Annotated in this window: 23 protein-coding genes; 6 read left to right on the top strand and 17 right to left on the bottom strand. The window is 57.5% G+C overall.

The window, feature by feature from the left end; genetic code table 11:
* The first annotated feature begins 15 nt into the window (after positions 1 to 15).
* Both ACAM27_RS06475 and ACAM27_RS06470 read left to right on the top strand, forming a co-directional pair.
* Positions 16 to 480 (top strand): hypothetical protein, encoded by a 465-nt coding sequence (locus ACAM27_RS06475; RefSeq protein WP_369612721.1) that lies wholly within the window; start codon positions 16 to 18, stop codon positions 478 to 480.
* A 2-nt stretch (positions 481 to 482) separates the two neighbouring features.
* Positions 483 to 2,435 (top strand): alkaline phosphatase D family protein, encoded by a 1,953-nt coding sequence (locus ACAM27_RS06470; protein ID WP_222448811.1) that lies wholly within the window; start codon positions 483 to 485, stop codon positions 2,433 to 2,435.
* Here ACAM27_RS06470 and ACAM27_RS06465 read toward each other — a convergent pair whose 3' ends face one another.
* The 5 genes from ACAM27_RS06465 to ACAM27_RS06445 are packed head-to-tail and all read right to left on the bottom strand — an operon-like array spanning position 2,436 to position 7,906.
* Positions 2,436 to 3,794, bottom strand: a complete 1,359-nt coding sequence (locus ACAM27_RS06465; protein ID WP_222448810.1) for a TrpB-like pyridoxal phosphate-dependent enzyme — start codon at positions 3,792 to 3,794, stop codon at positions 2,436 to 2,438.
* Positions 3,795 to 3,828: 34 nt separating this feature from the next.
* Complete coding sequence (locus ACAM27_RS06460; RefSeq protein ID WP_236040822.1) at positions 3,829 to 5,892, bottom strand: TonB-dependent receptor; 2,064 nt, start codon at positions 5,890 to 5,892, stop codon at positions 3,829 to 3,831.
* A gap of 18 nt (positions 5,893 to 5,910) precedes the next feature.
* On the bottom strand, positions 5,911 to 6,636 hold the full coding sequence (locus ACAM27_RS06455) for an LrgB family protein (protein ID WP_222448809.1): 726 nt from the start codon (positions 6,634 to 6,636) through the stop codon (positions 5,911 to 5,913).
* Positions 6,629 to 7,009 carry a CidA/LrgA family protein gene (locus ACAM27_RS06450; protein ID WP_222448808.1) on the bottom strand — a complete coding sequence of 127 codons (381 nt, stop codon included), beginning with the start codon at positions 7,007 to 7,009 and terminating at the stop codon, positions 6,629 to 6,631. Before ACAM27_RS06450 ends, ACAM27_RS06455 begins: the two co-directional genes overlap by 8 nt.
* A gap of 3 nt (positions 7,010 to 7,012) precedes the next feature.
* On the bottom strand, positions 7,013 to 7,906 hold the full coding sequence (locus ACAM27_RS06445) for a bile acid:sodium symporter family protein (RefSeq protein WP_222448807.1): 894 nt from the start codon (positions 7,904 to 7,906) through the stop codon (positions 7,013 to 7,015).
* A gap of 215 nt (positions 7,907 to 8,121) precedes the next feature.
* On the opposite strand from ACAM27_RS06445, the gene ACAM27_RS06440 reads away from it, so the two are divergent.
* Positions 8,122 to 9,546 carry a wax ester/triacylglycerol synthase family O-acyltransferase gene (locus tag ACAM27_RS06440; RefSeq protein ID WP_022990869.1) on the top strand — a complete coding sequence of 475 codons (1,425 nt, stop codon included), beginning with the start codon at positions 8,122 to 8,124 and terminating at the stop codon, positions 9,544 to 9,546.
* A 12-nt stretch (positions 9,547 to 9,558) separates the two neighbouring features.
* Here ACAM27_RS06440 and ACAM27_RS06435 read toward each other — a convergent pair whose 3' ends face one another.
* Positions 9,559 to 10,182, bottom strand: a complete 624-nt coding sequence (locus ACAM27_RS06435; RefSeq protein WP_014422436.1) for a TetR family transcriptional regulator — start codon at positions 10,180 to 10,182, stop codon at positions 9,559 to 9,561.
* Between the two features lie 195 nt (positions 10,183 to 10,377).
* Here ACAM27_RS06435 and ACAM27_RS06430 point away from each other — a divergent pair, with 195 nt between their 5' ends.
* Positions 10,378 to 11,484, top strand: coding sequence for a ferredoxin reductase (locus tag ACAM27_RS06430; protein ID WP_222448806.1), 1,107 nt, complete (start codon positions 10,378 to 10,380; stop codon positions 11,482 to 11,484).
* A 45-nt stretch (positions 11,485 to 11,529) separates the two neighbouring features.
* Positions 11,530 to 12,603 (top strand): acyl-CoA desaturase, encoded by a 1,074-nt coding sequence (locus tag ACAM27_RS06425; RefSeq protein ID WP_222448805.1) that lies wholly within the window; start codon positions 11,530 to 11,532, stop codon positions 12,601 to 12,603.
* A gap of 68 nt (positions 12,604 to 12,671) precedes the next feature.
* Here ACAM27_RS06425 and ACAM27_RS06420 read toward each other — a convergent pair whose 3' ends face one another.
* Together ACAM27_RS06420 and ACAM27_RS06415 are read right to left on the bottom strand one after the other, a co-directional pair.
* The gene (locus tag ACAM27_RS06420; RefSeq protein WP_011786513.1) at positions 12,672 to 13,109 is read right to left on the bottom strand and encodes an Rrf2 family transcriptional regulator; all 438 of its coding nucleotides are present in this window, start codon (positions 13,107 to 13,109) and stop codon (positions 12,672 to 12,674) included.
* Between the two features lie 27 nt (positions 13,110 to 13,136).
* Positions 13,137 to 13,529: a YbaN family protein gene (locus tag ACAM27_RS06415; protein WP_236040821.1), complete on the bottom strand. Its 393-nt coding sequence runs from the start codon at positions 13,527 to 13,529 to the stop codon at positions 13,137 to 13,139.
* A gap of 466 nt (positions 13,530 to 13,995) precedes the next feature.
* Between ACAM27_RS06415 and moaA the strand changes: the two genes are divergently transcribed.
* Positions 13,996 to 14,988: a GTP 3',8-cyclase MoaA gene (gene moaA, locus ACAM27_RS06410; protein ID WP_369612720.1), complete on the top strand. Its 993-nt coding sequence runs from the start codon at positions 13,996 to 13,998 to the stop codon at positions 14,986 to 14,988.
* Positions 14,989 to 15,311: 323 nt separating this feature from the next.
* Here the strand turns inward: moaA and ACAM27_RS06405 are convergent, their stop codons facing one another.
* The 9 genes from ACAM27_RS06405 to ACAM27_RS06365 all read right to left on the bottom strand — a co-directional run bounded on the left by ACAM27_RS06405 (position 15,312) and on the right by ACAM27_RS06365 (position 25,432).
* Positions 15,312 to 15,917 (bottom strand): nitrous oxide reductase accessory protein NosL, encoded by a 606-nt coding sequence (locus tag ACAM27_RS06405; RefSeq protein WP_369612719.1) that lies wholly within the window; start codon positions 15,915 to 15,917, stop codon positions 15,312 to 15,314.
* Between the two features lie 22 nt (positions 15,918 to 15,939).
* Entirely contained in the window at positions 15,940 to 16,770 is an 831-nt protein-coding gene (locus ACAM27_RS06400) for an ABC transporter permease (protein WP_011786517.1), read from the bottom strand.
* Positions 16,767 to 17,699, bottom strand: coding sequence for an ABC transporter ATP-binding protein (locus ACAM27_RS06395; RefSeq protein WP_369612718.1), 933 nt, complete (start codon positions 17,697 to 17,699; stop codon positions 16,767 to 16,769). Before ACAM27_RS06395 ends, ACAM27_RS06400 begins: the two co-directional genes overlap by 4 nt.
* Positions 17,696 to 18,964 (bottom strand): nitrous oxide reductase family maturation protein NosD, encoded by a 1,269-nt coding sequence (locus ACAM27_RS06390; RefSeq protein WP_369612717.1) that lies wholly within the window; start codon positions 18,962 to 18,964, stop codon positions 17,696 to 17,698. Before ACAM27_RS06390 ends, ACAM27_RS06395 begins: the two co-directional genes overlap by 4 nt.
* Before the next feature lie 71 nt (positions 18,965 to 19,035).
* On the bottom strand, positions 19,036 to 20,931 hold the full coding sequence (nosZ, locus tag ACAM27_RS06385; RefSeq protein WP_022990859.1) for a TAT-dependent nitrous-oxide reductase: 1,896 nt from the start codon (positions 20,929 to 20,931) through the stop codon (positions 19,036 to 19,038).
* Between the two features lie 83 nt (positions 20,932 to 21,014).
* Positions 21,015 to 23,123: a transcriptional regulator NosR gene (gene nosR / locus ACAM27_RS06380; protein ID WP_023008576.1), complete on the bottom strand. Its 2,109-nt coding sequence runs from the start codon at positions 23,121 to 23,123 to the stop codon at positions 21,015 to 21,017.
* Between the two features lie 141 nt (positions 23,124 to 23,264).
* On the bottom strand, positions 23,265 to 23,666 hold the full coding sequence (locus tag ACAM27_RS06375; protein WP_369612716.1) for a ribonucleotide reductase subunit alpha: 402 nt from the start codon (positions 23,664 to 23,666) through the stop codon (positions 23,265 to 23,267).
* 57 nt (positions 23,667 to 23,723) lie between these two features.
* Positions 23,724 to 24,473 (bottom strand): Crp/Fnr family transcriptional regulator, encoded by a 750-nt coding sequence (locus ACAM27_RS06370; RefSeq protein WP_014422450.1) that lies wholly within the window; start codon positions 24,471 to 24,473, stop codon positions 23,724 to 23,726.
* Positions 24,474 to 24,625: 152 nt separating this feature from the next.
* On the bottom strand, positions 24,626 to 25,432 hold the full coding sequence (locus ACAM27_RS06365) for a peptidylprolyl isomerase (RefSeq protein WP_369612715.1): 807 nt from the start codon (positions 25,430 to 25,432) through the stop codon (positions 24,626 to 24,628).
* Positions 25,433 to 25,467: the final 35 nt, after the last annotated feature.

Raw genomic sequence — 25,467 nt, 5'->3', positions numbered from 1 at the left:
AGCAAGGAGAACACCATGAAAAAGACTCTGACCATCGCACTGATCAGCGGCCTTGTCGCAGCTCCCGCAGCCTTCGCCAAAGGCAGCTTTGACGATGCCGAACGCATGCTGCAGGTTGGCAGCGACTACGGGATCAGCCATTTCCAAAGCATCGAGTTTGACGACGACCATGATAATGAAATCGAGCTCGAAGGCTGGATGGGCCGGGACTGGTTCGTGGAACTGGACCTGAACGGCAACGGCGAGATCGACCGGGAGCAGCGCCGCAAGCCCAAAGGCGAAGTGTACGGTCTGGACGCTGACGACGTGCGTACTTATATGAAGGCCGCACAGCAGCAAGGCATGCACATGCTGGAAGAATTCAAGGTTGACCGTAACGGCTATATTGAAGTGGAAGGCGAAGACGACAATGGCCGGGAACTGGAAATCGACTTCCGCTCGGGCAACCCGGAACCGGTAAAGGTTGAGAGGGACGACTGAGGTTGAGCAAACCAGACAGCTCTGAAAACACAACCGGCCCGGCAAGCACCCTCCCCCCGGTGCTTGCCGGGCCCCTCCTGCGCCATACGGCGCAGGATGCCCTTACCCTCTGGCTGATCACATCCCGGCCAACAGAACTTTTCCTGCGCCTCTCCCACGACGACGCGCACCTGATCAACCGGAACCTGGCGGAGAACGAGCTTAGCCAACTGCAGGTCGGCACCCGGGCCTGGCTCAACCTGATCAGTATCACGCCGGAGAAACCACTGCCAACCGATGTCCGCCTTGAGTACGACCTGGGGCTCCAAACAGACCGTGATGCCGATACCCTGTGGATTCGGGACTGGGCGCCACACCTGTGCCCCGACGACCAGGCCCGCCCGGGCTTTATGATCAAATCCCGGCTGGACAGAATTCTGCACGGCTCCTGCCGGCGCCCTCACCACCCTTCGGCAGACGGCCTGGCTCGTGTTGACCGGGAGATACAAACGGCAACCACGCTTGAGGACACCCCGGCGCTGCTGTTATTGACCGGGGACCAGATCTACGCCGATGACGTTGCCGGCCCGATGCTGCATGCCATCCATTGCGTTATCCACCAACTGGGCCTGTTTCAGGAGCCGCTTGAGGGCGCCTCGTTGTCCCACAGCCGTGAGCTTACTTCCAAAGATCAGGCATACTACCATCGCGACAAACTGCTGCCAGAGTCGGAATTCAACGAGGATCTGACCGAGCGCTTCTTTGGTGGCGTGCGCAAACCGGTGTTCACCACGGCCAATGCGGGCAACCACCTGATCTCCTTTGCCGAAGTGGTGGCCATGTACCTGCTGGTGTGGTCACCAACGCCCTGGCAGTTTGTCACCGGTGCGGAACCGGTCACTAACTCCGATGATGTAGAACGCTATCGCAAGGAGCGGAAAACCATTGAGCGTTTCCGGGAAACACTGCCAAGCGCCGCCCGGGCACTGGCCAACCTGCCGGTTTACATGATCTTCGATGATCACGACGTTACCGACGACTGGAACCTCTCGGCGCTTTGGGAAACCACCGCCTATAAACATCCGTTTTCACGGCGAATCATTGGCAATGCCCTGCTTGGCTACCTGCTGTGTCAGGGATGGGGAAACCAGCCTCAACACTTTGCTGGCCTGTTACAGGAGTGTCGCAGTCTGTTCCAGTCAACCGACAACCAGCATGAACTCGACAAGGCCAGACAGGATGCGCTGATTGATCAGCTGCTCCACTTCGATCACTGGCATTATACGCTCGATACGCGCCCCAGACTGGTGGTGCTGGACACCCGGACACACCGCTGGCGCAACGAGATGCGCCGCAGCCACCCATCGGGCCTGATGGACTGGGAAACCCTGACCGATTTCCAACAGGCGATCATTGGTGAAGACGCTGTCGTGGTGGTGTCTCCCGCCCCCATCTTCGGGGTCAAGCTGATTGAGATCATCCAACGGATTTTTACCTGGTTCGGCAAGCCGCTTCTGGTGGATGCAGAAAACTGGATGGCCCACCGGGGAGCCGCCAGTGTGCTGCTGAACATTTTTGCGCATCCGAAAACGCCCAGGCACTTTGTCATCCTCTCAGGGGACGTGCATTACTCCTTCGCCTACGACGTCGCCCTGCGCCACAAGCGAAACAGCCCCCGTATCTGGCAAATCACCAGCAGCGGCATCAAGAACGAGTTTCCGAACGGGCTGCTGGAGTGGCTGGATCGACTGAACCGCTGGCTGTTTGCGCCCTGGTCGCCTCTGAACTGGTTCACCAAACGGCGGCGGATGAAGATCACCCCGCAACTACCAAAAGGAAGAGATGCGGGGGAACGGTTGTGGAACGCTTCGGGGATTGGCGATGTTCATCTGGATGAGCACGGAGTACCCACCATCATCCGGCAACTCAACGCGGATGGTGGTGGTACCGTTTTCCGGCCTGGCAGCGGGGAGTAATCACACGCCGACGGATGGCAAACCTGACAATGCCATGGCCAGCTCCTGCTCGTTGTACTCGTGATCGCTCAGCTCACCGGCAAAATACGAGGTATAGGCCGCCATATCGAAATGCCCGTGACCACAGAGGTTGAACAGGATCACTTCCTCCTTGCCCTCGCGCTTGCACCGCAACGCCTCGTCAATCGCGCCCTTCACGGCATGATTGGCTTCAGGGGCCGGCACGATACCTTCGTTGCGGGCAAACAGGATACCCGCCTCGAAACACTCACGCTGGGTGTAGGAAACAGCATCGAACAGTCCCAGCTCCTTGGCGTGCGACACCATGGGAGCCATTCCATGATAGCGAAGGCCGCCGGCATGGAACCCCGGCGGTGTAAAACCTGAACCCAGGGTATGCATCTTGGTCAGTGGTGTCATCTGTGCCGTGTCGCCGTAGTCATAGGCGTATTTCCCCCGGGTCAGCGTCGGGCAAGCAGAGGGTTCAACCGCGACAATCCGGGGCTTTTCTCCCCCTCTCAGCGCATGCCCCATGAACGGGAAAGCAATACCCGCGAAGTTGGAGCCTCCACCAGTGCACCCGACGATTACGTCTGGCCAACAATCGGCCATCTCCATCTGTTTCATGGACTCAAGGCCTATCACCGTTTGATGCAACAAGACATGGTTGAGCACGGAGCCCAGCGCATACTTGGTGTGCGGATCCTGAACAGCCAGTTCCACCGCCTCGGAAATCGCAATACCGAGACTGCCGGTGTGGTCGGGATTTTCCGCCAGCACTTTACGACCAAATTCCGTCATTTCTGATGGAGAAGCAACACAGTTGGCGCCATAGGTTTCCATCACCGCGCGGCGATAGGGCTTCTGGTTATAGGACACCCGGACCTGAAACACGGTCACATCAATATCGAACAGAGAGCCAGCAAAAGAGAGCGAGGTTCCCCACTGGCCAGCGCCGGTTTCGGTAGTCAGCCGCCGAATACCGGCCTCCCGGTTGAAAAAAGCCTGAGGGATCGCCGAGTTGGGCTTATGGCTACCAGCAGGACTGCCACCCTCGTACTTGTAGAAAATCTTAGCCGGGGTGCCGAGGGCTTTCTCAAGCCGGTGCGCCCGGAACATGGGCGCAGGCCGCCACATCCGATAAACATCGCGAACGGGTTCCGGAATTTCCACTTCCCGTTCCGTGGTCATTTCCTGCTCGATCAAAGACTGCGGAAACAATGGCTCCAAATCCGCAGGGCCCACCGGTTTCTTCGTGCCCGGATGCAGAACCGCCGGCAGCGGTTCCGGAAAATCCGCCTGCAGGTTATACCAGTACTTCGGCATCTGATCTTCGTCGAGCAAAAACTTGGTTTTCATGGTCGAGCGGTCCTGATGTTGTTCAAAATTTTACTCAGAATACCCATTCCAGCCCGGCATAAACAGTTCTTCCTGGACCGGGTTCAAAATAGCCGCGTTCAGCCACTGGCCGGTTGGCATTGGCGTTAATCCGAACGTTGGCGTAGTAATCCTCATCCAGCAGATTGCGTATACCGGCATACAGATTGAGCGCCTGTTCTCCGAACCGCAGAGTGTCGCCAACGCGGGCACTTATCAGCCAGTAATCACTTACTTCGGTCTGGTTGCTGTTCTCGGCGTACACCTCACCCACATACTGCCATTCAACCGCGGCAAAGCGGCCTGCCCGGCCCCGCCATTCCAGCTCCGACACCCAGAGCGTTGAGGGCAGGCCCGGGATGTCATTGCCGTCTGCCTTATTGCCTTGCTCATCGGTGAAATCGCGCAGCTCATAGTCGGCCAGGGTCAGGGCGCTGGTTAGCCGCCGGGCATAGGACAGGTCCCAGGCAAGCCCCAACTCCAGACCGTCACGGCGGGTTTTGCCGGCATTTTCGTAGTAGGTTCGGCCATCAATCTCGTAAGGCAGAATTTCATCCACTACCCGAATCGAGAACAAGGCCAGGTCATAACTGACACCGTCTCCAATAACCCCACGGATGCCCACTTCACGGTTGAGGGCCTGTTGGGGGTCAATATCGGGATTGAATCCGCCGGCACCAGATGGATTGGCAAACTCGGTAAAGGTGGGAGACTCAAAGGCCGTGCCAAGGGTAGCGTACACCTGATGCCGAGGCGCCATGCGATAACTGACTCCGGCCACACCGCTGTATTCCCGGAAAGTTCGGCTACCGGAGTTGTCGCCATCCTGTAGCCACTGATCGTCAATGGAAAGCCGTAACCTATCCCAGCGCCCACCCAGCGACAGATTCAGGCGCTCGGTCACGGCCAGGTCGCTCTGGGCGAATACGGCGGCGTTAGTGGCGTTCTGGGTCTCCTGCTGGGTCTGCGCTTCGATGACACCGGCTTCGGCCCGGTAGCGCCGCCGGTCATCTGACTGCCGATGCACGTCCACGCCCGTCACCCAGGTGAGTGGCAGCCCCGCCAGCGTCGACACCTGCTGGTACTGGGAACTTACCCCATAGAACTGGCGATCAAAGGCAACGCGATTGCTGCCGGGGAATGGCAGTTGCTGGGCGAAATCCCGCCGGCTGAAGAAGGTGTTGACCAGGAGCTCGCCGGGCAAAGCGACAGCATCACGGTACTGCAGCCCGAGGGTCTGCTGATCCACGAACTGTTGGCTGTCGAACCGTTCGGCATTGGCCGTGGCCTGCTCCGGATCCCGTTCTGCCTGGGTTTCCGACAGCCCGCCCGGGTCTTCGGCCTTGGGATTATGCAGAGCATTGAACGTGGCGATCAGCCTGCGCCCGGCCTCGATGTCGTGGGACAGCCGGGCATTGAGCAGCCCCTTCTCTGCCTCACTCTGGTCACGGTGACCCTCCACGTTCATCCAGGACAGCGTGGCAATAGCACTGGTATCGCCACGAACTCCGTTGCCCTGAATAGTGGCCTTGCGATAATCGTGACTGCCACCGTCCAGCCTGAATCTCGCCCCCTCGGGCAACTCATCTCCCTGTGCGGTGGTGATATCGATAACCCCGCCGGCGGCATTACCATATTGAACAGAGGATGGCCCGCGAATAACTTCAATGCGTTGGGCGGAATCCAGATCGATCGCATCTACCTGGGACTGGCCATCCGGAAGGGTGTAGGGAATGCCATCCACCTGAATGCGGATGCCCCGGATACCAAAGGGCGAGCGGCCACCAAACCCCCGGGTAGACAGGCGCAGGTTCTGGGCGAAGTTGTAACGGTTCTGGAAAAACAGCCCCGGTACAGTATTCAGGGATTCGTCCAGCTGTAGGCGTTGCTGGCCCTGGCGGATATCCGGCGCCTGAACCACAGAAACCGCCGCAGGCGTTTCGTACAGGTCGCGAACCAGTCTGGAAGAGGTGACTTCCAGCACCAGGCCTTCCTCAGGTTCCGATGCTTGCCCAAAAGCCAGGCTGCCAACGCTGGTCAGCGCAGGTGCCAGAAGCAGAAGCAAAATCGGTTTGTTCAAGGAGCCTCCCTACGCCAGTTACACGGGCAGCAAATCCACCAGCCAGGGCACCAGAAGCGCGGTAGCAAAGGCTGACAACGCCATCGCCAGGCCTGAAAACGCGCCCATCTGGGAGCTGACCTGAAATGCCCGGGCAGTACCAATACCATGGGCCGCCACGCCCATGGCAATGCCTTTGGCGGTGTCGTCTTTCACGCGCAACCATTGAAACAGCTTGGTGCCCAGCACTGCACCGGTAATACCGGTCAACACCACCAGCACCGCCGTCAGTGATGGCAAACCACCAATCTTCTCGGAAATACCCATGGCCACCGGTGCCGTTGCCGATTTAGGTGCCAGCGACATCTGGATTTCCAGAGAGCCCCCCAGCATTCTCGCCAGCCCAACCGAACTGCCAGCTGCAATAACCACCCCACTGATCAGCGATATGGCGACCGGCAACCAGAGTTGACGGAGCCGGCGAAACTGCTGATACAGAGGAACTGCCAGCGCCACCGTTGCCGGCCCCAGCAAAAAATGCACAAACTGGCCGCCTTCAAAGTAATCGCTGTATGAGGTGCCCGTTGCCAACAACAGGGCAATCAGCATTGCCACCGAGGTAACGACTGGATTGGCCAGCGGGTTGGAATGCGTTTTCAGATAGAGCCGGTAGGCCAGCCCGTAGGCCACCAGAGTAATGGTCAGCCCTAGCAGTGGCGACGCCGACAGGTAGACCCAGATGTCGCGCAAACCCGGTTCATTCATGCTGCCCACCTTGTTCTGAAACGGAACGGACAAACCAGCGCGTCGTCAGTTGCATAATCAACGCCGTGGCAACCATGGTGATCACCGTGCTCAGAAACAGAGCCAGGGTGATCGGCAGCCACTCATCCACTATACGCCCGAAATGCGTCATCATCCCCACGCCCGCAGGCACGAATAGCAGAGACAGATGGCTCAGTAACGCGCTGGAGGCTTCGCTCAGGGAATCCGGGGCACTACCTCGGATCATCAAGGTAACGAACAGCATGACCATGCCAAGCACCGGCCCCGGGATCGGCAGCCCGAGAAGTCGTACCAGAATCTCGCCTGTCAGTTGATAAACCAGCAGTAACGTCACACCGTTCAGAAACTTCATCAATCAGGCTTCCCCAGCTGCATGTGCCACGTTGCTTTTGGGAATCACCTTCCGGCCATACATTGCCAGCAGGAAGCCAATGGGGAACATAAGCACACCGTAAACGGCAGCGGGAATCGACATGGTGCTGGACTCCAGCAACGTGAGGGTGACCATCAAACCAATGGTGCCGTTCTTCACACCGAGCTCCACTGCCACCGCCAGGGATTCCCGTTGGGTCAGTCCGGCCACCCTGCCCGCCAGCAAGCCCAGGACAATACCGGCGACATTGAGGGCAATAGTGGAGGGGCCTGCCTGTTTGAGCAGATCCCACATCTGGTCCCGAACGCCATAGAGCAACGCCACAATCAGCACTGCCAGCACGATGCCACCAAAGATGCTGACCAGGCTCTCGGCCTTGCGCGCAAGCTCCGGTCTGCGGGTTCGCACCAGCATGCCGATGGCCACTGGCAGCAAAACAATGACCACCAGCATGACAATGGTCTTGCCCACCGGCAGCGAAATGTCCTCTTCCGTGCCCATGAAATGCTGCAGCGCCATGTTGGTAAACAGTGGCAGGGTAAGAATGGTGATCAGGCTGGCCGATACCGTCAGCACGATGGAGAGCGCAATATTGCCCCGGGCCAGAAGCACAAACAGATTGGACGTGGTGCCTCCGGGGCAGGCCGCAATGATCACCAGACCAACGGCTATGGCCGGCGACACGCCGAACAGATAGGCCAGCCCGAATGCCACCACCGGCATCAGGAGAATCTGGGCGAAAGTGCCCACAATCATGCCCTTCGGATACACCGCCACCTGGCGAAAATCCCTCAGGGTAAGCGTCATACCGATACCGATCATGATAATGAACAATGCGATCGGCAAACCTGCCGAGATCAGCGGGCTGGATTCCACAAAGCCTCCGAATATTTTTGTTATCAGTGTCTATGGCCGTAGAAATTAGCACACGAACCACGTCACCGGGAGCATGGGTTCGCGACATTATGTAACCGTGAAACCCTGCAAAAAGATTGGAGCCCAATCCCGGTTTTGATCGTGTGAACCTACCGATATCAGTATACTTGCAGGAAACAACCAAAACACAAATGACTGGCGGAGAATGACAAGGAATGAAACGTCTCGGAACCCTGGATGCCTCCTGGCTGGCGGTTGAATCTGAAGACACCCCGATGCATGTGGGTACACTTCAGATTTTCTCACTGCCTGAAGGCGCACCAGAAACCTTCCTGCGTGACATGGTCACTCGAATGAAAGAAGCCGGCGATGTGGCACCACCCTGGGGATACAAACTGGCCTGGTCCGGTTTCCTCGGGCGCGTGATCGCCCCGGCCTGGAAAGTCGATAAGGATATCGATCTGGATTATCACGTCCGGCATTCAGCCCTGCCCCGCCCCGGCGGTGAGCGCGAACTGGGTATTCTGGTATCCCGGCTGCACTCTAATCCCCTGGATTTTTCCCGGCCGCTGTGGGAATGCCACGTTATTGAAGGCCTGGAAAACAACCGGTTCGCCCTTTACACCAAAATGCACCACTCGATGATTGACGGCATCAGTGGCGTACGGCTGATGCAAAGGGTACTCACCACCGATCCGGAACGCTGCAATATGCCACCGCCCTGGACGGTACGCCCGCATCAACGCCGTGGCGCAAAAACCGACAAAGAGGCCAGCGTGCCCGCTGCGGTTTCCCAGGCCATGGACGCCCTGAAACTCCAGGCAGACATGGCCCCCAGGCTATGGCAGGCCGGCAATCGCCTGGTGCATTCGGTTCGACACCCGGAAGACGGACTGACCGCGCCCTTCACAGGCCCGGTTTCGGTGCTCAATCACCGGGTTACCGCGCAGCGACGTTTCGCCACCCAGCATTATCAACTGGACCGGCTGAAAAACCTGGCCCATGCTTCCGGCGGCTCCTTGAACGACATCGTGCTTTACCTGTGTGGCACAGCATTGCGTCGCTTTCTGGCCGAGCAGAACAATCTGCCCGACAACCCGCTGACGGCTGGTATACCGGTGAATATCCGGCCGGCAGACGACGAGGGTACGGGCACCCAGATCAGTTTCATGATTGCCTCGCTGGCCACCGACGAAGCTGACCCGTTGAACCGCCTGCAACAGATCAAAACCTCGACCCGACGGGCCAAGGAGCACCTGCAGAAACTTCCCAAAAGTGCCCTGACCCAGTACACCATGCTGCTGATGTCACCCTACATTCTGCAGTTGATGTCGGGTCTCGGGGGGCGGATGCGACCAGTCTTCAACGTGACTATCTCCAACGTGCCCGGCCCGGAAGACACGCTGTATTATGAAGGTGCCCGGCTTGAGGCCATGTATCCGGTATCGCTGATTGCTCACGGCGGCGCACTGAACATCACCTGCCTGAGCTATGCCGGATCGCTGAATTTCGGTTTTACCGGCTGCCGGGATACGCTGCCGAGCATGCAGAAACTGGCGGTTTATACCGGTGAGGCTCTGGATGAGCTGGAATCGCTGATACTGCCGCCGAAGAAGAAGCGCGCCCGAACCCGCAAGTAACCCAGGACGGGGTCAGTCGCTTTGCCAGTGACCAGCCCCGACAAAAATCATCTGCAGGAATCGGGTGGTGCGTTTTCGCACCTGGCCGATCTGATAATCGTCGTCTTCGGAAATGCTGAGCAGATCGGTCAGACTGAAGGCGACGGTGCGCACCACCAGATCACAGGTCATATCCAGATCGGCATCGCTCAGGTGCTCCATGAGCCGGAGCCGGCGTAAGTCATTGGCCAGTTCGCTGGCAAAAAACCGCATCTCGCTGCGAATCCCTTCCTGAACGGCCCGGCTCTCGCCTGCCAGCCCCTGCGCCATAAACAGAAAAAAACTGCGGTTGGCCTGGGCATGGGCCACAAAGATACCCACCGATTCCTCAATCAGCTTGTCGGCCTGCAACACGTTGGCCCTGGCCTCCCTCATCATCCGCCTGAGGACCAGCCCGAGCTCGTCCACCAGCTGCAAACCCAGGTCGTCCATGCTGCGAAAGTGACGGTAGAACGACGTTGGCACCACGCCGGCCTGCCGGGTCACTTCCCGAATACCCAGGCTGGCAAAGTGTCGCCCCTTGCCCACCAGAGTCAGCGCTGCGTTCATCAGCTTCTCTCGGGTTTCGCCGGGCCTGCGTTTCGGTCTGTCTGCCATAGTCTTCCTATCACGATAGTTGCGGTAACAAGTGTACACATCTGACGGCAGAAAAGTCCGCAAAACTTGTCATTTCGAGCCAACGAAGCGCCCCCCTGATTGTTACGGCAACCCTCACTGTGTACAGTCGTACACATAAGTGAACAAGTGTACACATCGTTACCAACGATCAGGTACAAACCTTGGAGAAAACCTATGTTGGCAAAAATGAACCAGACCCGCGCCATGCACTGGCTTGCCCGACAGCTACTGAATCGAAGCAACCCTGCCAGTTATTTTGATCCACTGGCGGAGGCCATCAATCCCATGTGGATACAAGCGTACACACCTGCACGGGTGGAGCGCATTCTGGTCGAAACTCACGACACCAAGACTTTTGTGCTCCGGCCTGCCAGCCGATGGAGTGGCTTTCATGCCGGCCAGCACGTGAACATCTGTGTAGATATTGATGGTGTGCGACGCCAACGCACCTTCAGTCTGTCCAGCTCCCCCCTGCTCTGGCAGAACGACGGCGTGGTCACACTGACCATCAAGCGCCTGCCCGGAGGGCTGGTGACCAACTGGCTGCATGATCAGTTGGAAGAAGGTGCGGTACTGGGCCTGACCGAAGCCTTTGGCGACTTTCTGATGCCAGCCATGCCCAAACCGGTGCTGTTTATTGCCGGGGGCAGCGGCATTACGCCGATTCTAAGCCTGCTGGAGACCATGGCGGCAGAGCCCTTCCGGGCACCGGTCACACTGCTCTACTTTGTTCGCACTCAGGAGGACGTGATCGCCAGTGAAAAACTGGAAGCACTGGCGGCAAGATACTCGGCACTCTCGGTCCGTATTATATGCACCCACGAAACCGACGAGCCGCGCTACCTCAACGACGCCGACCTGGATTCCGTGCCCGGTCTGAAGGCCCGCGAGGTCTATCTGTGCGGACCGGGCGGGCTGATGGATCTCGCCAATGACCTGCTTTACCAGCGCGGTCTCGGCGAAGAACAGATTCACTGTACGTTTTTCGCCCCTCCGATTTCCTCCCCTCTGGGGGATGAAACACTCGGCGGCGAGGTGAGTTTTGCCCGCGCGGACCTCAATGTGGACTCTTCCGGCGATGCCACACTGCTGGAGATCGCAGAAGCCGCGGGCCTCAAACCTCAATACGGCTGCCGTATGGGCATCTGCCACCAATGCAGTTGCCGAAAAACCAGCGGCACCGTGATCAATCGGCTGACGGGTAAAGCCTCCGGCCCCGGAGAGGAAAGCGTTCAACTCTGCATTTCCGTACCCCGTGGCCCGGTGACTCTGGAAGCCTGACACACAGAATTCGAGCGCGGCCTCATACAGCCGCAAGGAGACCTTATGATCAAACTTGACGAACAACAGCTCAACGAACTTCAGAAAGATCTGGATACCGTACGCGATGAAGTATTGGCCGATCTTGGCGAGCGGGATGCCCGCTACATTCGCAAGATCGTTCGCCTGCACCGCGCCCTTGAAGTCGGCGGCCGGGTGATGATGCCCTTCGGCTTTATTCCGCCGGTGTTTGTGGCGGCAACGGCCACCCTCGGCGTGGCCAAGATTCTGGAGAATATGGAAATTGGCCATAACGTGATGCATGGCCAGTACGACTGGATGAACGATCCCACCCTCAACTCGCAGACCTACGAGTGGGATACGGTGTGCACCAGTGAGTCCTGGCGCCGGACTCACAATTACGAGCACCACACCTACACCAACATCATCGGCAAAGACCGGGACTACGGTTATGCGGTGCTTCGCCTGAGCGACGAAGAGCCCTGGAAACCCTGGCACACGTTGCAGTTCATCAACTACATCTTGCTGAGCGTGTTCTTTCAGTGGGGTGTAGGTTTGCATGAACTGGAAACCGAGAAGCTACGTCGCCGGGAGATTTCCTGGCGCGAGAAACTGCCGTTCCTGAAAGACTTTTTTCGTAAAGGCGGCCGCCAGGCATTCAAGGATTATGTCTTCTTTCCATTGCTGACTCTGCCAGTGGCCCCGATCGTGCTGGCCGGCAACGTCGGGGCTAACCTGATCCGGAACCTCTGGGCCTCAACGGTGATTTTCTGCGGTCACTTCACTCAGGATGCAGAAACCTTTACAGAGCGGGAATGCGAAGGTGAGAGCAAGGGCCACTGGTATCTGCGCCAGCTTACCGGCTCTTCCAACTTCACGGGTGGCCGCTGGCTGCACATTCTGAGTGGACACCTGAGCTACCAGATCGAGCATCACGTGTTTCCAGATCTGCCAGCACACCGGTATCCTGAGGTTTCCGAGCGGGTGCAGGAAATCTGTCGCAAACACGGCATTCACTACAACACCGGCTCATTTATGAGCCAGTATAAAACTGTGCTGCAGAGAGTCCTGCGATATTCACTGCCGGAACGGAGGTCCGCGAACCCCGTAAACGTATAACTCTGGATACTCGATGAAGCCTGGGAGGTCTGACGCACTGCAAATACAGCAGTGCGTCAGTTCAGCAATCAAGCAATCTGGAGCAGTCGCAACAGCTGTGGTCGGTGGTGGTCCTGAATCACGTCGGCGAGCGTGTATCGATCAAGCACCTCAAGGAAGGCTTTCAGGGCTTCACCAAACATGGATTTAAGTCCGCATACCGGAGTGATCTTGCAGGCATTTTTGGAGGAAAAACATTCCACGATGCTGAGGTCCTGCTCGGTTTCGCGCACCAGGATTCCGATATTGATATCCTGCGGCGCCATATGCAGCCTCATCCCGCCCTTCTTGCCACGGATAGTCTCGATGTACCCTTTCTTGTTCAGTTGGTGAACCACTTTCATCAGATGATTCTTGGAGATGTCGTAGCTGTCGGCAATTTCCTGAATGGTCGCCAGACGATCACCCTCTGCAGCCAGATAGATCAGCACTCTGAGTGAGTAATCGGTATAACGGGTGATGTGCATTCATGACTCCAAAATGACAGAAAAACATCAGTAGGATGGCCGGCTCAGCATATAGCCGGCAACACCCAGTAAAAACAGCCCCGAGACAGCCAGTACCAGAACCGGCGATCCAAGCCAGACCAGCATGCTCCAACTCAGCCCCATCATGGCAAAGGCCAGCAACTTGGCTTTGCGTGGAATGGCACGCCGGGCGCGCCATTCTTCAATCGCCGGGCCGAACGTCGGATGGTCTTCCAACCACCGGGCAAAGGCCGGGGAGCTCTTGCTGGCGAAAAAGGCCGCGAGAATAACAAAAGGGGTTGTTGGCAAAAGCGGCAAAACCACACCCGCTGCCGCCAACCCCACACTCATATACGCAAGAATCCGGAAACCGGTTTTACCTGGCTGTGCGCCCATGGCGTGGGCCTCTTGACCGTTCATAACTGCATCTATTCTACCGTGATTCAGTGCACAGGTCTTCCCAGTTTACTGAGGAACGCCAAGCGGGCGACATACGCGATTTTCACCCCGACTGCGAAGATTAACGTTCCCATGTGGGCGAGTATCTGAACCGCGATTGGCAATCTGGCCGCTAGAGGATATGCCAAAGCAACGGTTAACAGTAATCCGAGCACACTGACCAGAACACCCGCATTAGCACGAGCGAGCCATTTCTCGTAGAGCCACATAGCGATCTCCCAGGCTTTCGATGGGTTTTAAACTGGCAACACCATTGCGATTAGTGTCGCTCCACTTTTTAACATATATTTTATTTAAATGTTATAGAGGAAGACCGATGGCTTTGCAAGGTCGCGGGAGATACTCCCCGAGGGGTATCGGAATCCGCCGCGCGCTTTGCCATACTTGCCCTAAACTCATGGTGATATTGCAACAGGACCTGGCTTCAATGCCCCAGACCCGACTGACAGACCGCTTTGGCCGCACAGTAAACTATGTTCGCCTGTCGGTGACCGACCGCTGTGACTTCCGCTGCGTGTATTGCATGGCGGAAGACATGACCTTTCTCCCGCGCCAACAGGTATTGACGCTTGAAGAGATCGCCCGGCTGGCACGGAACTTTGTTGCTCTGGGGACGGAGAAGATCCGGCTGACCGGCGGAGAGCCTCTGGTGCGCCGCGATATCCTCGAGCTGGTACGCGAAGTCGGCACTTATGGCCTCCGTGACTTCGCCATGACCACCAACGGCAGTCAGTTGCCCACCATGGCGGAATCATTGCGCAAGGCCGGTTTGCAGCGTCTCAATATCAGTCTGGATTCTCTGGACGCTGACAAATTCCGCGCCATTACCCGCACCGGTAATATCAGCCAGGTTCTGGATGGCATTGATGCTGCCCGGGACGCCGGTTTCCGTGGTATCAAGTTGAATACGGTGGTGATGAAAGGCCGCAACGACGAGGAGATTCCGGAGCTGATTGAGTTTGCCCGTCAAAAGCAGGTGGACATCAGCTTTATCGAGGAGATGCCGCTCGGGGAGATTTCAGAGCATGACCGTGGTTTGGCGCTGTGCACCAGTGAGGAGGTGCGCGACATTATCCGCAGGCACCATGAGCTGATTCCGGCAACTGAGGACTCCGGCGGTCCAGCGCGTTATTTCCGGATGCCGGACAGCGAGGTTCGCGTCGGGTTCATTTCGCCGCATTCCCACAATTTCTGTTCGACCTGCAATCGGGTTCGGGTGACGGTGGAGGGGCGGTTGCTGCTGTGCCTGGGCAATGAGCATTCGGTGGATCTTCGCCGGGTGTTGCGGGGGCATCCGGTGACGGATGACAAACTGCAGGAAGCGATCATCAAGGCCATGGATCTGAAGCCGGAGCGGCATCATTTTTCCAGCAATGGGGATGTGCAGATTCTTCGGTTTATGAATATGACTGGCGGCTGACCTTTTCTGCAAACTGATAAACGTAGCCTGCTGACTCTGGCGTTTGATCAGGTGCGGGTAGCCTTTCCAAAAAACGCTCCTTACGGCACCCCTTCGGGGTCCGGCCCACAATCACAGATTGTGGTCGCTCAGCTTTCGCATGAAGCTTCGCTTCATAAGCGCTCGGCTGAGCCCCTGTGTCGCTTCTGCTCCGCCATCCCTGGCTCCGCAAATTTTTGGAAAGCTTGCCCGCACCCACTATCTCGAACTTTGGAGACATAGTCTCCCAAGACCAGTAAACCCAGGTTAAGACCTTTCGACCTTATTTTTGTGAAACTGCCACTTTAATGCTCTGTACTGTGGCTACTGTGATCATCAGCCATTCCAGCTTCATCTGCATCGTGCATCCCAGCCATATCATCCATCCCGCTCATATCGTGCATCGTCATACCATTATTCAGATGCTCCAGCGTGACGTCGGCAAACGCCAGCACGTTGCCGCCATGCTCTGCCGCGAAGTCTGTAGCGTCGGCTTCGCTGGCGAACGAGGCCAGGGTTGGGCCCATGGCGCCGTTGAGGTTTGAGCCGACCACGTAGAAGGCCTCGCGGGCGTCGATCAGGTGGGTGTCATCCGGGCTGTCCCAGTGGCTTTCGGCCATGTTGTGGACGTAGAGGGTGTGATCCCGGTTTTCGTTTTCAGGCTGCAGGAACCAGGCGAACATGTCTTTGGTGGAGCAGAATTTCCGGATGTTCTGTTCTCGCTCGGTAAAGGCCTGGCCTTTTGGGCCCGGGAAGTTAGTGATGACCATGCCGCAGACATGGCATTCGTCGCCGGATTCAAAGTGGACCGGGTCGGGTTTTTCAACGATCTCGGGTTCATCTCCGGAGCAGCCGGCCAGGAGAGTGGCTGTGAAAGCGGCGATGAGCCATTTGGTTGCTGGGTTTGCCATGTTTGTGTGTCTCCGGTCAGGATCAGATTCGTCGGTTTTTGAACAGTAACAGTGCGCCGGCCAGGGGTATGGCGCACCAGAGGATAAGGCCCAGCCAGAGGCCCGCCGCACCGATGGGCAGGTCTGTACCCAGGCTGAGTACACCGCTGAGTTGACCGCTGTCGCCGAAGGCAACGATGTTGAGCAAGCGGTAGATGTCAGTGGGGTTGAGCATCAGCAGCCAGGGCAGCAGTTCGGGATTCAGTTTGCCTTCACTGGCCACCAGGGTACCCAGCAGCATCAGGTCGAAGATCAGTACGAAGAAAAACCAGATCGCCAGGGCCAGCCCGGCAGCAACCGGTTTCTCGCTCACCCGCACGCTCACCAGGTAGGCCAGTGCGATAAAGCCCCAGCCCAGCAAAACGGTAGAGCCCACAAAACGCCCCATGGCCACCGCCAGGGCGGCAATGGCGACATCTTCCACCAACACGGCGATGGCAATACCAGCCACACCGAAGCCTATGATGGTGGCCAGCGCCAGGGTCAGGCCGTGGCCGAGGAATTTGCCCAACAGTAACTGGCTTTTACTGAGGGGGTAGGTCATCAGCAGTAACAGGGTGCCGCCCTCCTCTTCCCCCACGATGGCGTCGTAGGCCAACAACAGTGCAATCAGCGGGATCAGGAAGATCCCCAGGCTGGCCAGGCTGGCAATGGTCGCAGGTGTGGAGGCGTAGCCCACCTGCCCGGAGGCGGCGGCACCGAACCAGGCGATGCCCAGTGCCAGGGTGGCGAACACCAGGGAGATGGCAACCAGCCAGCGATTGCGGAAGCTGTCGCTCAGTTCCTTACGGGCGATGGTCCAGATGGCGTTCATTGGCCTCCTCCCCGGTGAGCCAGGCCACCCGAGCCGATAAAGTGCACGTAGATGTCTTCGAGGCTGGGCTGATGGATGCCCAGGTCTGCCACTTCGCCGGAGGCCATCAGGGTCTTGATCAGTTCCATTTTTTCCTGGGGTCTCACGTCTACCTGCAATCGTCCGTTTTCACTTTTCATCATCAATCCGGCGCGCTGCTCGGCCTGGTCAATGGCTTTTTCCAACGCCGACAGGCTCGTGGCAGGCTGCAGAGTCAGGGTGACCGGCATGTTCGCCTGTCGCCGCAGCGACGGCAGGTCTCCAGATGCTTTCAGGGCGCCTTCGGTCAGAATCGCGGCCCGATCAATGTATGGCTCGACACCTGGCAGTACATGGGAACAGAGCACAATGCCCGCCCCCTCATCCCGAAGCTGGCGCAACAGGCGGTATAGGTCCGCCGTTGCAACCGGGTCCAGGCCGACGGTGGGTTCATCCAGCATCAACAGCCTGGGCTTTCCGAGCAGGGCCTGAGCCAGGCCAAGACGCTGGCGCATGCCTTTGGAATAGGTTTTGGTGCGGGCGTCCATGGCGTCTCCCAGGCCCACTCGCTCCAACAGTTCAGGCACCTGCTTCAGCGGTGCGCCTTTGAGGCGGGCAAAGTGGCTGAGAATCTCCCGGCCGGTCAGCTGCGGGTAGAACATCACGTTCTCCGGCAGGTAGCCGATGTGCTGGGTTACCTGGGGATCGCCAGCCGAGCCTTCCAGCACGGAAACCTTGCCCTCGGTGGGCTGCATCAGGCCCAGGATAAGCTTGATCGAGGTGGTTTTACCCGCGCCGTTGTGGCCGAACAGGCCCAGAATTTCCCCCGGCTCCAGCCGAAGATCTACCCCGTGCAGCACCGTGGCCTTGTCGTAACGGTGACTGACGTTCTCCAGTCGAAAACAGTTCATCGGATCTCCGATTGCAGGTGGTCGGGAATTCGCATCAAAGGATGGGGGTCACTCACCCCGGCAGACTTCACTACTGGGAAGGCATCCTGGACCCAACGCAGGGTATCCACCGCCGGGCTGAACATCAGTACTTTGGCCTCCGGATACTTCCACAGCAGCCGATCCACGTTGTCGTTCGGTTCATAAGGCACATCGCCGAGGCCGTCCTGATCTCGATCCCAGCCCAGGTAGTCACTCCAGTAGTTGCCTTTGCCATCCTCGGCCCAGAACTGGGTGCGAGTGGCCACGTACTTCACCTGGCGCTGGTTTTCCACAAAGGCGTTGTTGAACACCTGGTTTTCCTCGGAACCCGCAGTGAGATGAATACCGATATTGCTGTGGCCGAAATAATTGCCTTCGAAGGTGTTGTACAGCGAGTTGTAGATAAACACCGCTTTACCCTCGGCACCGGAAATGACCACTCCGGCACTCTGACCCTGGGACACTCCGGTGACCACGTTATTGCGCAACTCGGAGTTGGTGATGAAGTTCATCAGAATGCCGTAGTTCTCGTCATTCTCGGAACGATTATTGAATACCTTCAGGTACTTGCTCTGCATCAACGCATACCCGGTACGCGTACCCCGCGTGACGTTGTTTTCCAACAGGTTATGCATCGAATACATGTAATGAATGCCGTACCGGAGGTCACTCATCACATTGCCGCGAATGGTATTTCGGTTCGCGGTCTCGATATAAATGGCATCCCGGGTCTCACTGATATCGTTACCTTCAATCAGCGCACCCGTGGTGTTGAACAGGTGAATGCCATTGCCACGATCCTGGGACCGCAAGCTGGTATCACCGCGAATGTGATTCTCCCGCACGGTCACATCCGGTGTTGCATCCAGCCACACGCCGAATGCCGGGCCCTGAAGACGGTTGTTTTCCACCACCGAACCCTGCGCTTCGCGGGCCACGAAAATTCCCGCATCCAGTTCGTTCAGGTCTTTGCCCCAATTGCGAACCTGGCAACCGGAAAAGGTGATCGCCTCTGCCAGAATCTCAACCGCATTGCCCTGCCCGCCACCGTCAATCACCGTTTCCGGAGCGCAGGACACAGATACCCCGGGCACCCTGATAGCCAGTGGAGACAGAGTTTCCGGAGGAAGTTGAAACGACGAGCCCGGGGCCAGGTTATCCAGCTCTTGCTGCAGGTCCGCGTTGGCGGAGAGCGCAAACAGAGCGACTGACAGGGCCACTCCATAACGCAATAGTTGATACATCAATAGATCTCGGGATAGTGATAAGCAACCAGGGGCCCCGAAAACGGGACCCCAAGTCAGGCAACTCTCTATCAGGCCTTTTCGACGAGCATCCGCCCGCCCATCTCCATGTGGAGAGCATGACAGAACCAGTTGCAGTAGTACCAGTAAACCCCTGGCTTACCTGCCGTAAAGGTCACGGAAGCGGTCTGCTGCGGGCTGATCTCCATACTCACACCATGGTTCACCATACAGAAGCCGTGGGTCACGTCCTCAACCATATCGAGGTTGGTGATATACACAGTGACTTCATCACCCTCCTTCACCTTGAACTCGGTCATACCGTACTGAGGCGCAACGGAGGTCATGTAAACACGTACCTTGTTGCCATCACGGATGACCTTGTTGTCGGATTCCAGAGTCACACCGTCCTTCTCCGCCTGGGCACGACAGCTGGCGAAGTAGGGGTCGTTGCGCTCGTAGATCTTCTTGGTCTTGATCTGATCACGACGTACCAGGATACAGTCATGCGGCTCGGCATAGGTCGGGCCATCGTGGACCAGTTTCATTTCCTCACCGGAAATATCGATCAGCTGATCGTTCTCAGGATGGAGCGGGCCAACCGGCAGGAAACGGTCTTTCGAGAACTTGGACAGAACAACCAGCCATTTGCCATCAGCATCGCGGGATTCAGTCAGCGATGCGTGGTTGTGGCCCGGCTGATACTGCACGTCCAGCTTCTGACGGATGTAATTTACCTTGTCACCGTTGTAGTGCTTGATGGCATCGGCAATATTCCACTTGCACACCTGGCTGTCGATAAACAGCGTGGTGTAGGCATTGCCACGGCCGTCGAAGGTAGTGTGCAGGGGTCCGAGACCCAGCTCCGGCTCGGCCACGATGGTGTCGCGCAGTTCGATCTTGTCTTCGAACAGATCGTCCAGTTTATCAATGGCAATCACGGATACCGTTGGTGACAGCTTGCCGTTGGCAATGAAGTACTTGCCATCGGGAGAGGTGTTCAGACCGTGCGGGTTCTTCGGCACAGGAATATAGCGGGTGAATTCGGATTCGCCTCGGCCGTCGACAACCGGCACCTTGGAATCGCCAATGGTCTTGAAGTTGCCGGCTTTTACCGCTGCAGCAATGCGCTCCACATTGAACACAACCACCCAGTCGCGGTCGTTACGCATGGTGCCCGCAAGATCAACGGCACGCTCTGAGTTGTAACAGGTAGAAGCAGCGTACTTGCCGGTGTAGTCGGCATCGGTGTTATCCAGGTTACCGTCAACGATGACCTGCCAGGCCACATCCATGGTTTCTGCGTCGATGGCGGTGAACATGGTGTAGCTGTTGTCCAGGCTGAAATCCGTACCGTCGTTGGGCTGCGGGATGACGAACTCGGCGTTACAGAACACGTAGTTGGTCTTGGGTACTTTCTGCAGGCGCAGACCATGGATGGCCTGAACGTTCGGGATGTGGGTAATCTTGTCCGTCTTCATGATATCCAGACGGATACGGGCAACCCGGGTGTTGGCCTTGTCGTTGATAAACAGGTACTTACCATCGTAACGACCGTCAGTCATGGAAATGTGCGGGTGGTGGCAGTCGCCGTTCAGGTACTGCTGATCACCGCCCAGGATTTCCTTACTTTCATTGGTAATACCCCAACCCGTTGCGGAATCCACGTTAAATACCGGAATACGCATCAGTTCACGCATGGAGGGCACGCCAAGCACGCGCACTTCGCCCTGGTGGCCACCACTCCAGAAACCGTAGTACTCATCCAGCTCGCCCGGGGCGACGTGAGCCTTGTTGCGGGCTTCTTCAGCAGCTGCAGCCCAGGTCTCACGGGACATGACCGAGGTGCCCAGACCGGTTGCACCAGCGACACCGGCCAGCGCAGCCGCACCCATAAAGCGACGACGGCTCAGACCACCTTCGGAAACCTCCGGCGTGTCCTTGGTCAGATCATCTCTTTTTTTCATAGCATCCAACTCCGTTATTGGTTATGGCGGTTATTGCTTCTCATGACGTTACCGGGGCCTTATGGCTGGCTCCTCGGGACTACTCAGTTCACCTGCACCACCGGAATTTCCTCTGGGTGGCCGGGTGCGTTGTGACCACGGCGCTTGCCACGGCGCTTCACAATCAGCGGCGGGCACTTGTGGTCGTCGAAATAGGTCATCTGACAATCCAGGCAGTAGTGGCACTCCATGTAATTGATGTGTCCATCCGGATGGATCGCCTGGACTTCGCATTCCTTGTCGCAGAGACGGCAGGGGTTACCGCATTCCTTGCGACGTTTGAGCCAGTCAAACACCCGCAGTTTGGTGGGCAACGCCAAGGCGGCACCCAGCGGGCACAGGTAGCGGCAGTACACCTTGCGGGTGAAGATATTGACCACCAGCAACAGCACGGCGTAGGTCACAAACGGCCAGGTGCGGTCAAAATGCAGGGTAATAGCGGTCTTGAACGGCTCCACTTCAGCCATGCGCTCGGCAGTGGCCATGGACTCCAGAGAAATACCAAACAGCACCAGCAGGATGATGTACTTGATGGCCCACAGGCGCTCGTGCCAGGCAAAAGGCACGGTGTACTGCGGTACCTTGAGCTTGCGGGCGATTTCATTGATCAACTCCTGCAGGGCGCCGAACGGGCATAGCCAGCCACAGTAGACCGCCCGACCCCATAGCAGGACGATGCCAGCCACCACGGCCCAGAGCACGAACATGATCGGATCGATCAGGAAGGTTTCCCATTTGAAGCCGCTGATCAGGCTGTTCACAAACGTCAGCACATTGACGATGGAAAGCTGACCCAGGGCATACCAGCCAATGAAGAACAGGGTGTAAACCAGGAAGCCGTGGCGAATCCAGCGCATCATCTTCGGCTTCTGTACCAGCCAGTCCTGGAAGAACAGGATGAACAGCAGCACGGCGATACCCAGCCCCAACACGGTGATCTGGAACTGCTTCTGGTACCACACCTGAATCCACAGCGGCTGGTTTTCAAGCCACTCTTCGTCGGTCAGAACCGGTTCCGGGCGGGTGTAGTACTGGTCTGGCAACTGGTACTCCAGAGGGAACACCTGGAATTCACTGTCCAGCGGGCCGGTCTGGCGCTTGACAGTCAGCTCCAGCGTCCAGGGCGTGCCAGGATCGAAGTTGTACTGCTGGCGCACGATAAAGATCGCCATTTCCGAAAACTCGGGCATCCCCTCACCGTAAACGTCGCTGAGCCGATGGAAATCGAGATCCCGGAAGTTGAAGGTGTCGCCAAACTGGCGGATCTGCACCCGGTCAAAAATGCCGCCCCGTACGTAGCCAGAACCTTTAAAGGAGTATTCACCGTTGGCCATCACCGCGATGGCATGTTCCCCCTCCTGGAGCTCCGACATCAGCCACTGGTATTGGTTTTCACCCAGAAGGTTGCGGCCAATGGTCGGCGCATCCAGATAAGCAGCGTAGAGCTCGATCAGGATGTCATCGCGTTCGCCCGCGTCTGCAGTTTCGATGCCCTCGGCAGGGGTCCCCACAAAAGAGTCGTCGACCTGCCCTTTGGTCAACACCAGGCGGCGAATGGAACCGTCACCGGTCAACTCCTGCCAGGACTTCTCCTGAAACTGTTCCGAGTTCACATTGGCCATGGGCGGACGGTTGCTTTTGCCACCTTCAATCAACCCAATCTCGACCCCCACCCGGTGGGCAGTGCGCATGATGACTTCGTTAATAACCATCACGGTGACCGTAGCGCCGGACAAGCCATCCACCGCCACCTTGCGTTCGGTAGACGTGCCACCAACGGTCACCCGCTGGTCAGCTTTCAGACCGGTGTACTGGTCAGTGAACTCATGCATCTTGCTTTCGGGGATACCCACCAGCAGGATGGGTTCATCGTGATGTATGACTTTAGCGGCACGAATTTCTCCGGCGGTATCGAGTACCACCATGGCATTCAGGGGTTTGCCGGAATAGGCGGGGGTCTGGACAAAGTCCAGGGACTGGTAGGCGTAGCCTATAAGCTCCTCACCGGAATACACCTGCTGGATGGCACGGTTGCCCTCCATCGGCTGGAGTTCTGTCGCTTCCGGAAAGGCTTTTTCGATGAGCTGGCGTCCGGCCGGAGGGCTGTATTCCGATAACGGCTGGGCCCAGCTCAGCGGAGCCGCAAGTATCATCAAGATGGATAGGACACAACGGAGGACGTTTCTCACTACAACTCCCAATACCCCATGGATTACATCAAGGGTCGTTCAATTTTGAGGAAAATCAAATACCTCTTTGAGGATAGTCCTCGGCCCACCAGAGGCGCCTTGAGTTCAGTCAAGGCTAATGGCGTGGCCGGCTTTATTGAGGGGAAGGTAGTTACCCAGATGCCCCATGCGGATGCTTTCCACCATCATCGTCAGGGGTTGCTGAGCTTCATCACTGGAAGGAGCATGGCCGCCACGGCCCGACATGGCCGCGACAAAGACCATGTCCCAGTCCTGGCCTGTCGCGCGGGATTCCTCCGCCAACACATCGAAATAAGGAACCTCATCGGGGGTTTTGTCGACACAGATGACCGGCGTCAGTACGCCACCCTCGCCGCGCTCAAAAGCAGCCCGTTCTGCCGCACTGGCGTCGTCTGGTAATTCGGCTTTGCAAAAAACGAACAGAAAGCGCTGGGGCTCCGGTTCTTTCCGGCTGGCCTGAACAAGATCCTGGTAACTGCTGATCATCACTATCCCCTGGTGTTCAAGGCGGTCAAAAAAGCCGGGCCCGGAGGCCCGGAGAGGCTATTGGCTGATAGCGATCAGCCGCTGAGGGTCGGAAATAAAGAGCTTGCTGCGATTCACTCTGATCAAACCATTTGACTTGAGATCTGCCAGTATTCTGGAGAAAGTCTCGGGCTGCATGGCCAGGCGTGAAGCCACCAGGCATTTGGGCAACGGCAACTCGACTTCGCCACCTTCTTCCGCGCCGTTCGGCAGCAAGTCAATGAGGTAACGAATCAAACGGTCCCGGGCATTCTGGACGGTCATGATCTCAAGATCGTGGAATCTGGACACCGCACGCATGGCGTAGTGGCTCAGGGCCGCCTGGGCATACTCGGGATTCCGATCCAGCAATTCCCGATAAGCTTTAACCGGGATCATGAGCACTTCGCTGGACTTCAGGGCCTCCGCGTAGCAGGCATACCTGGGCGGATTGGCGTAGATCATGACTTCAGCAAAACAGTCTCCGGGTGCAATACTGTCCAGGGTTCGGTCTACGCCGGAGGAATCGAGGCGATACAGACGCAAGCGACCAGAAATCACAAAGAAGAAGTGATGAGCCGGCATATCCTGACGGTACAGCAGCTGGTGGTGACCGAGTCTGAGCCGGCGTGATTGCTGGATCAGACTATCGAGGTCTTTCGGGCGCAGATTGCAGAACAGGGCATGGCTGCGAAGCGCTTCCAGGCTGTCTTCTTCATCAAGTGGTTTGTTGATGGCGACAAGCACCGGCTTGGTATATCGCTGTTCCGCAGTTTGTGTCATGGCCATGGTTGTACCCTCTCTGCATATTCATGCATTCAAAATCTTATTTTAAATACTAGAAGGATACTGATGAAAAATCGCTCCCCCGATGGGGGTATCCTTGCGGTTATTCCTGGGTAATTGACTTAGCTCAATTATTCGCTTTGCTAACCAAGCAGTCATTGCATCAAGGGTGAATCCGGCAGCTCCAGATCAACGCCCTCCACACCGGTTTCCGCAGCCAATACCTGGAGATATTGCCGGAATGCCCGGCGGGTCACGCTTTCGCTCAGGTACTGGCGAATCTGAGGTTTTACATGTTCATAAGGCAGCAGTTCGCCGTTGATTCGCTGGTCTACTCGAACGATGTGCCAGCCATAGCGGCTTTCGATCAGCTCGGGGTGGAGGCCTTCGTTCAGGCTCAGGACCGGGCGTTCGAATTCTTCGACGGTCTGGCCTTTGCTGATCTGGCCGAGGCTGCCGCCCTGGTGGCGGGATTCGCAGGCGGAATACTGTTTAGCCAATTCGTTGAACTGCGAGCGGCCGTCCAGGAGGGCAGACAGCAGCTGTCGGCCAGCTTCTTCCTGACGCATGCGCTCTTCAATATCATCCGGAGCGGCAGCCAGCAGTATGTGGCTGACGGCCATGATGGTAGGGCTGCAGAAGCGGATGGGATTGGCGGCGTAGAAGCGTTCGCAGTCCTGTTCGCTCGGGTCTGGCACTTTGAGCTCGAGTTCCAGCACCCGGGCTATCCGGTCTTCTTCGTCTTCGATGCTGTCCAGGTTCAGGCGGCTGGCCTGTTGCAGTAACAATTCACGGATGGCAAGGCTTCTGGCTGCTTCGTGCCAGGCTTCCGCCAGCTCTTCCGCGGGGTGGTGCTGCATTTCCCGGGCGATGTCGTCTACGTGGATGAGAATCTCACCCACGTAGACCGGCGGGAACTGGTTTCTGGGTTTGCCGGCTTCGCCGGTGGGGATCAGTTGCATGGTGCGACTCTCCGTCAATCAGTTTGCCAGCCTCC

It is taken from the genome of Marinobacter sp. RI1 (assembly GCF_041155085.1).
GTDB lineage: Bacteria > Pseudomonadota > Gammaproteobacteria > Pseudomonadales > Oleiphilaceae > Marinobacter > Marinobacter nauticus.
Note: the sequence above shows the minus strand (reverse complement) of the source record. Positions and strands in the feature narration are given on the sequence as shown.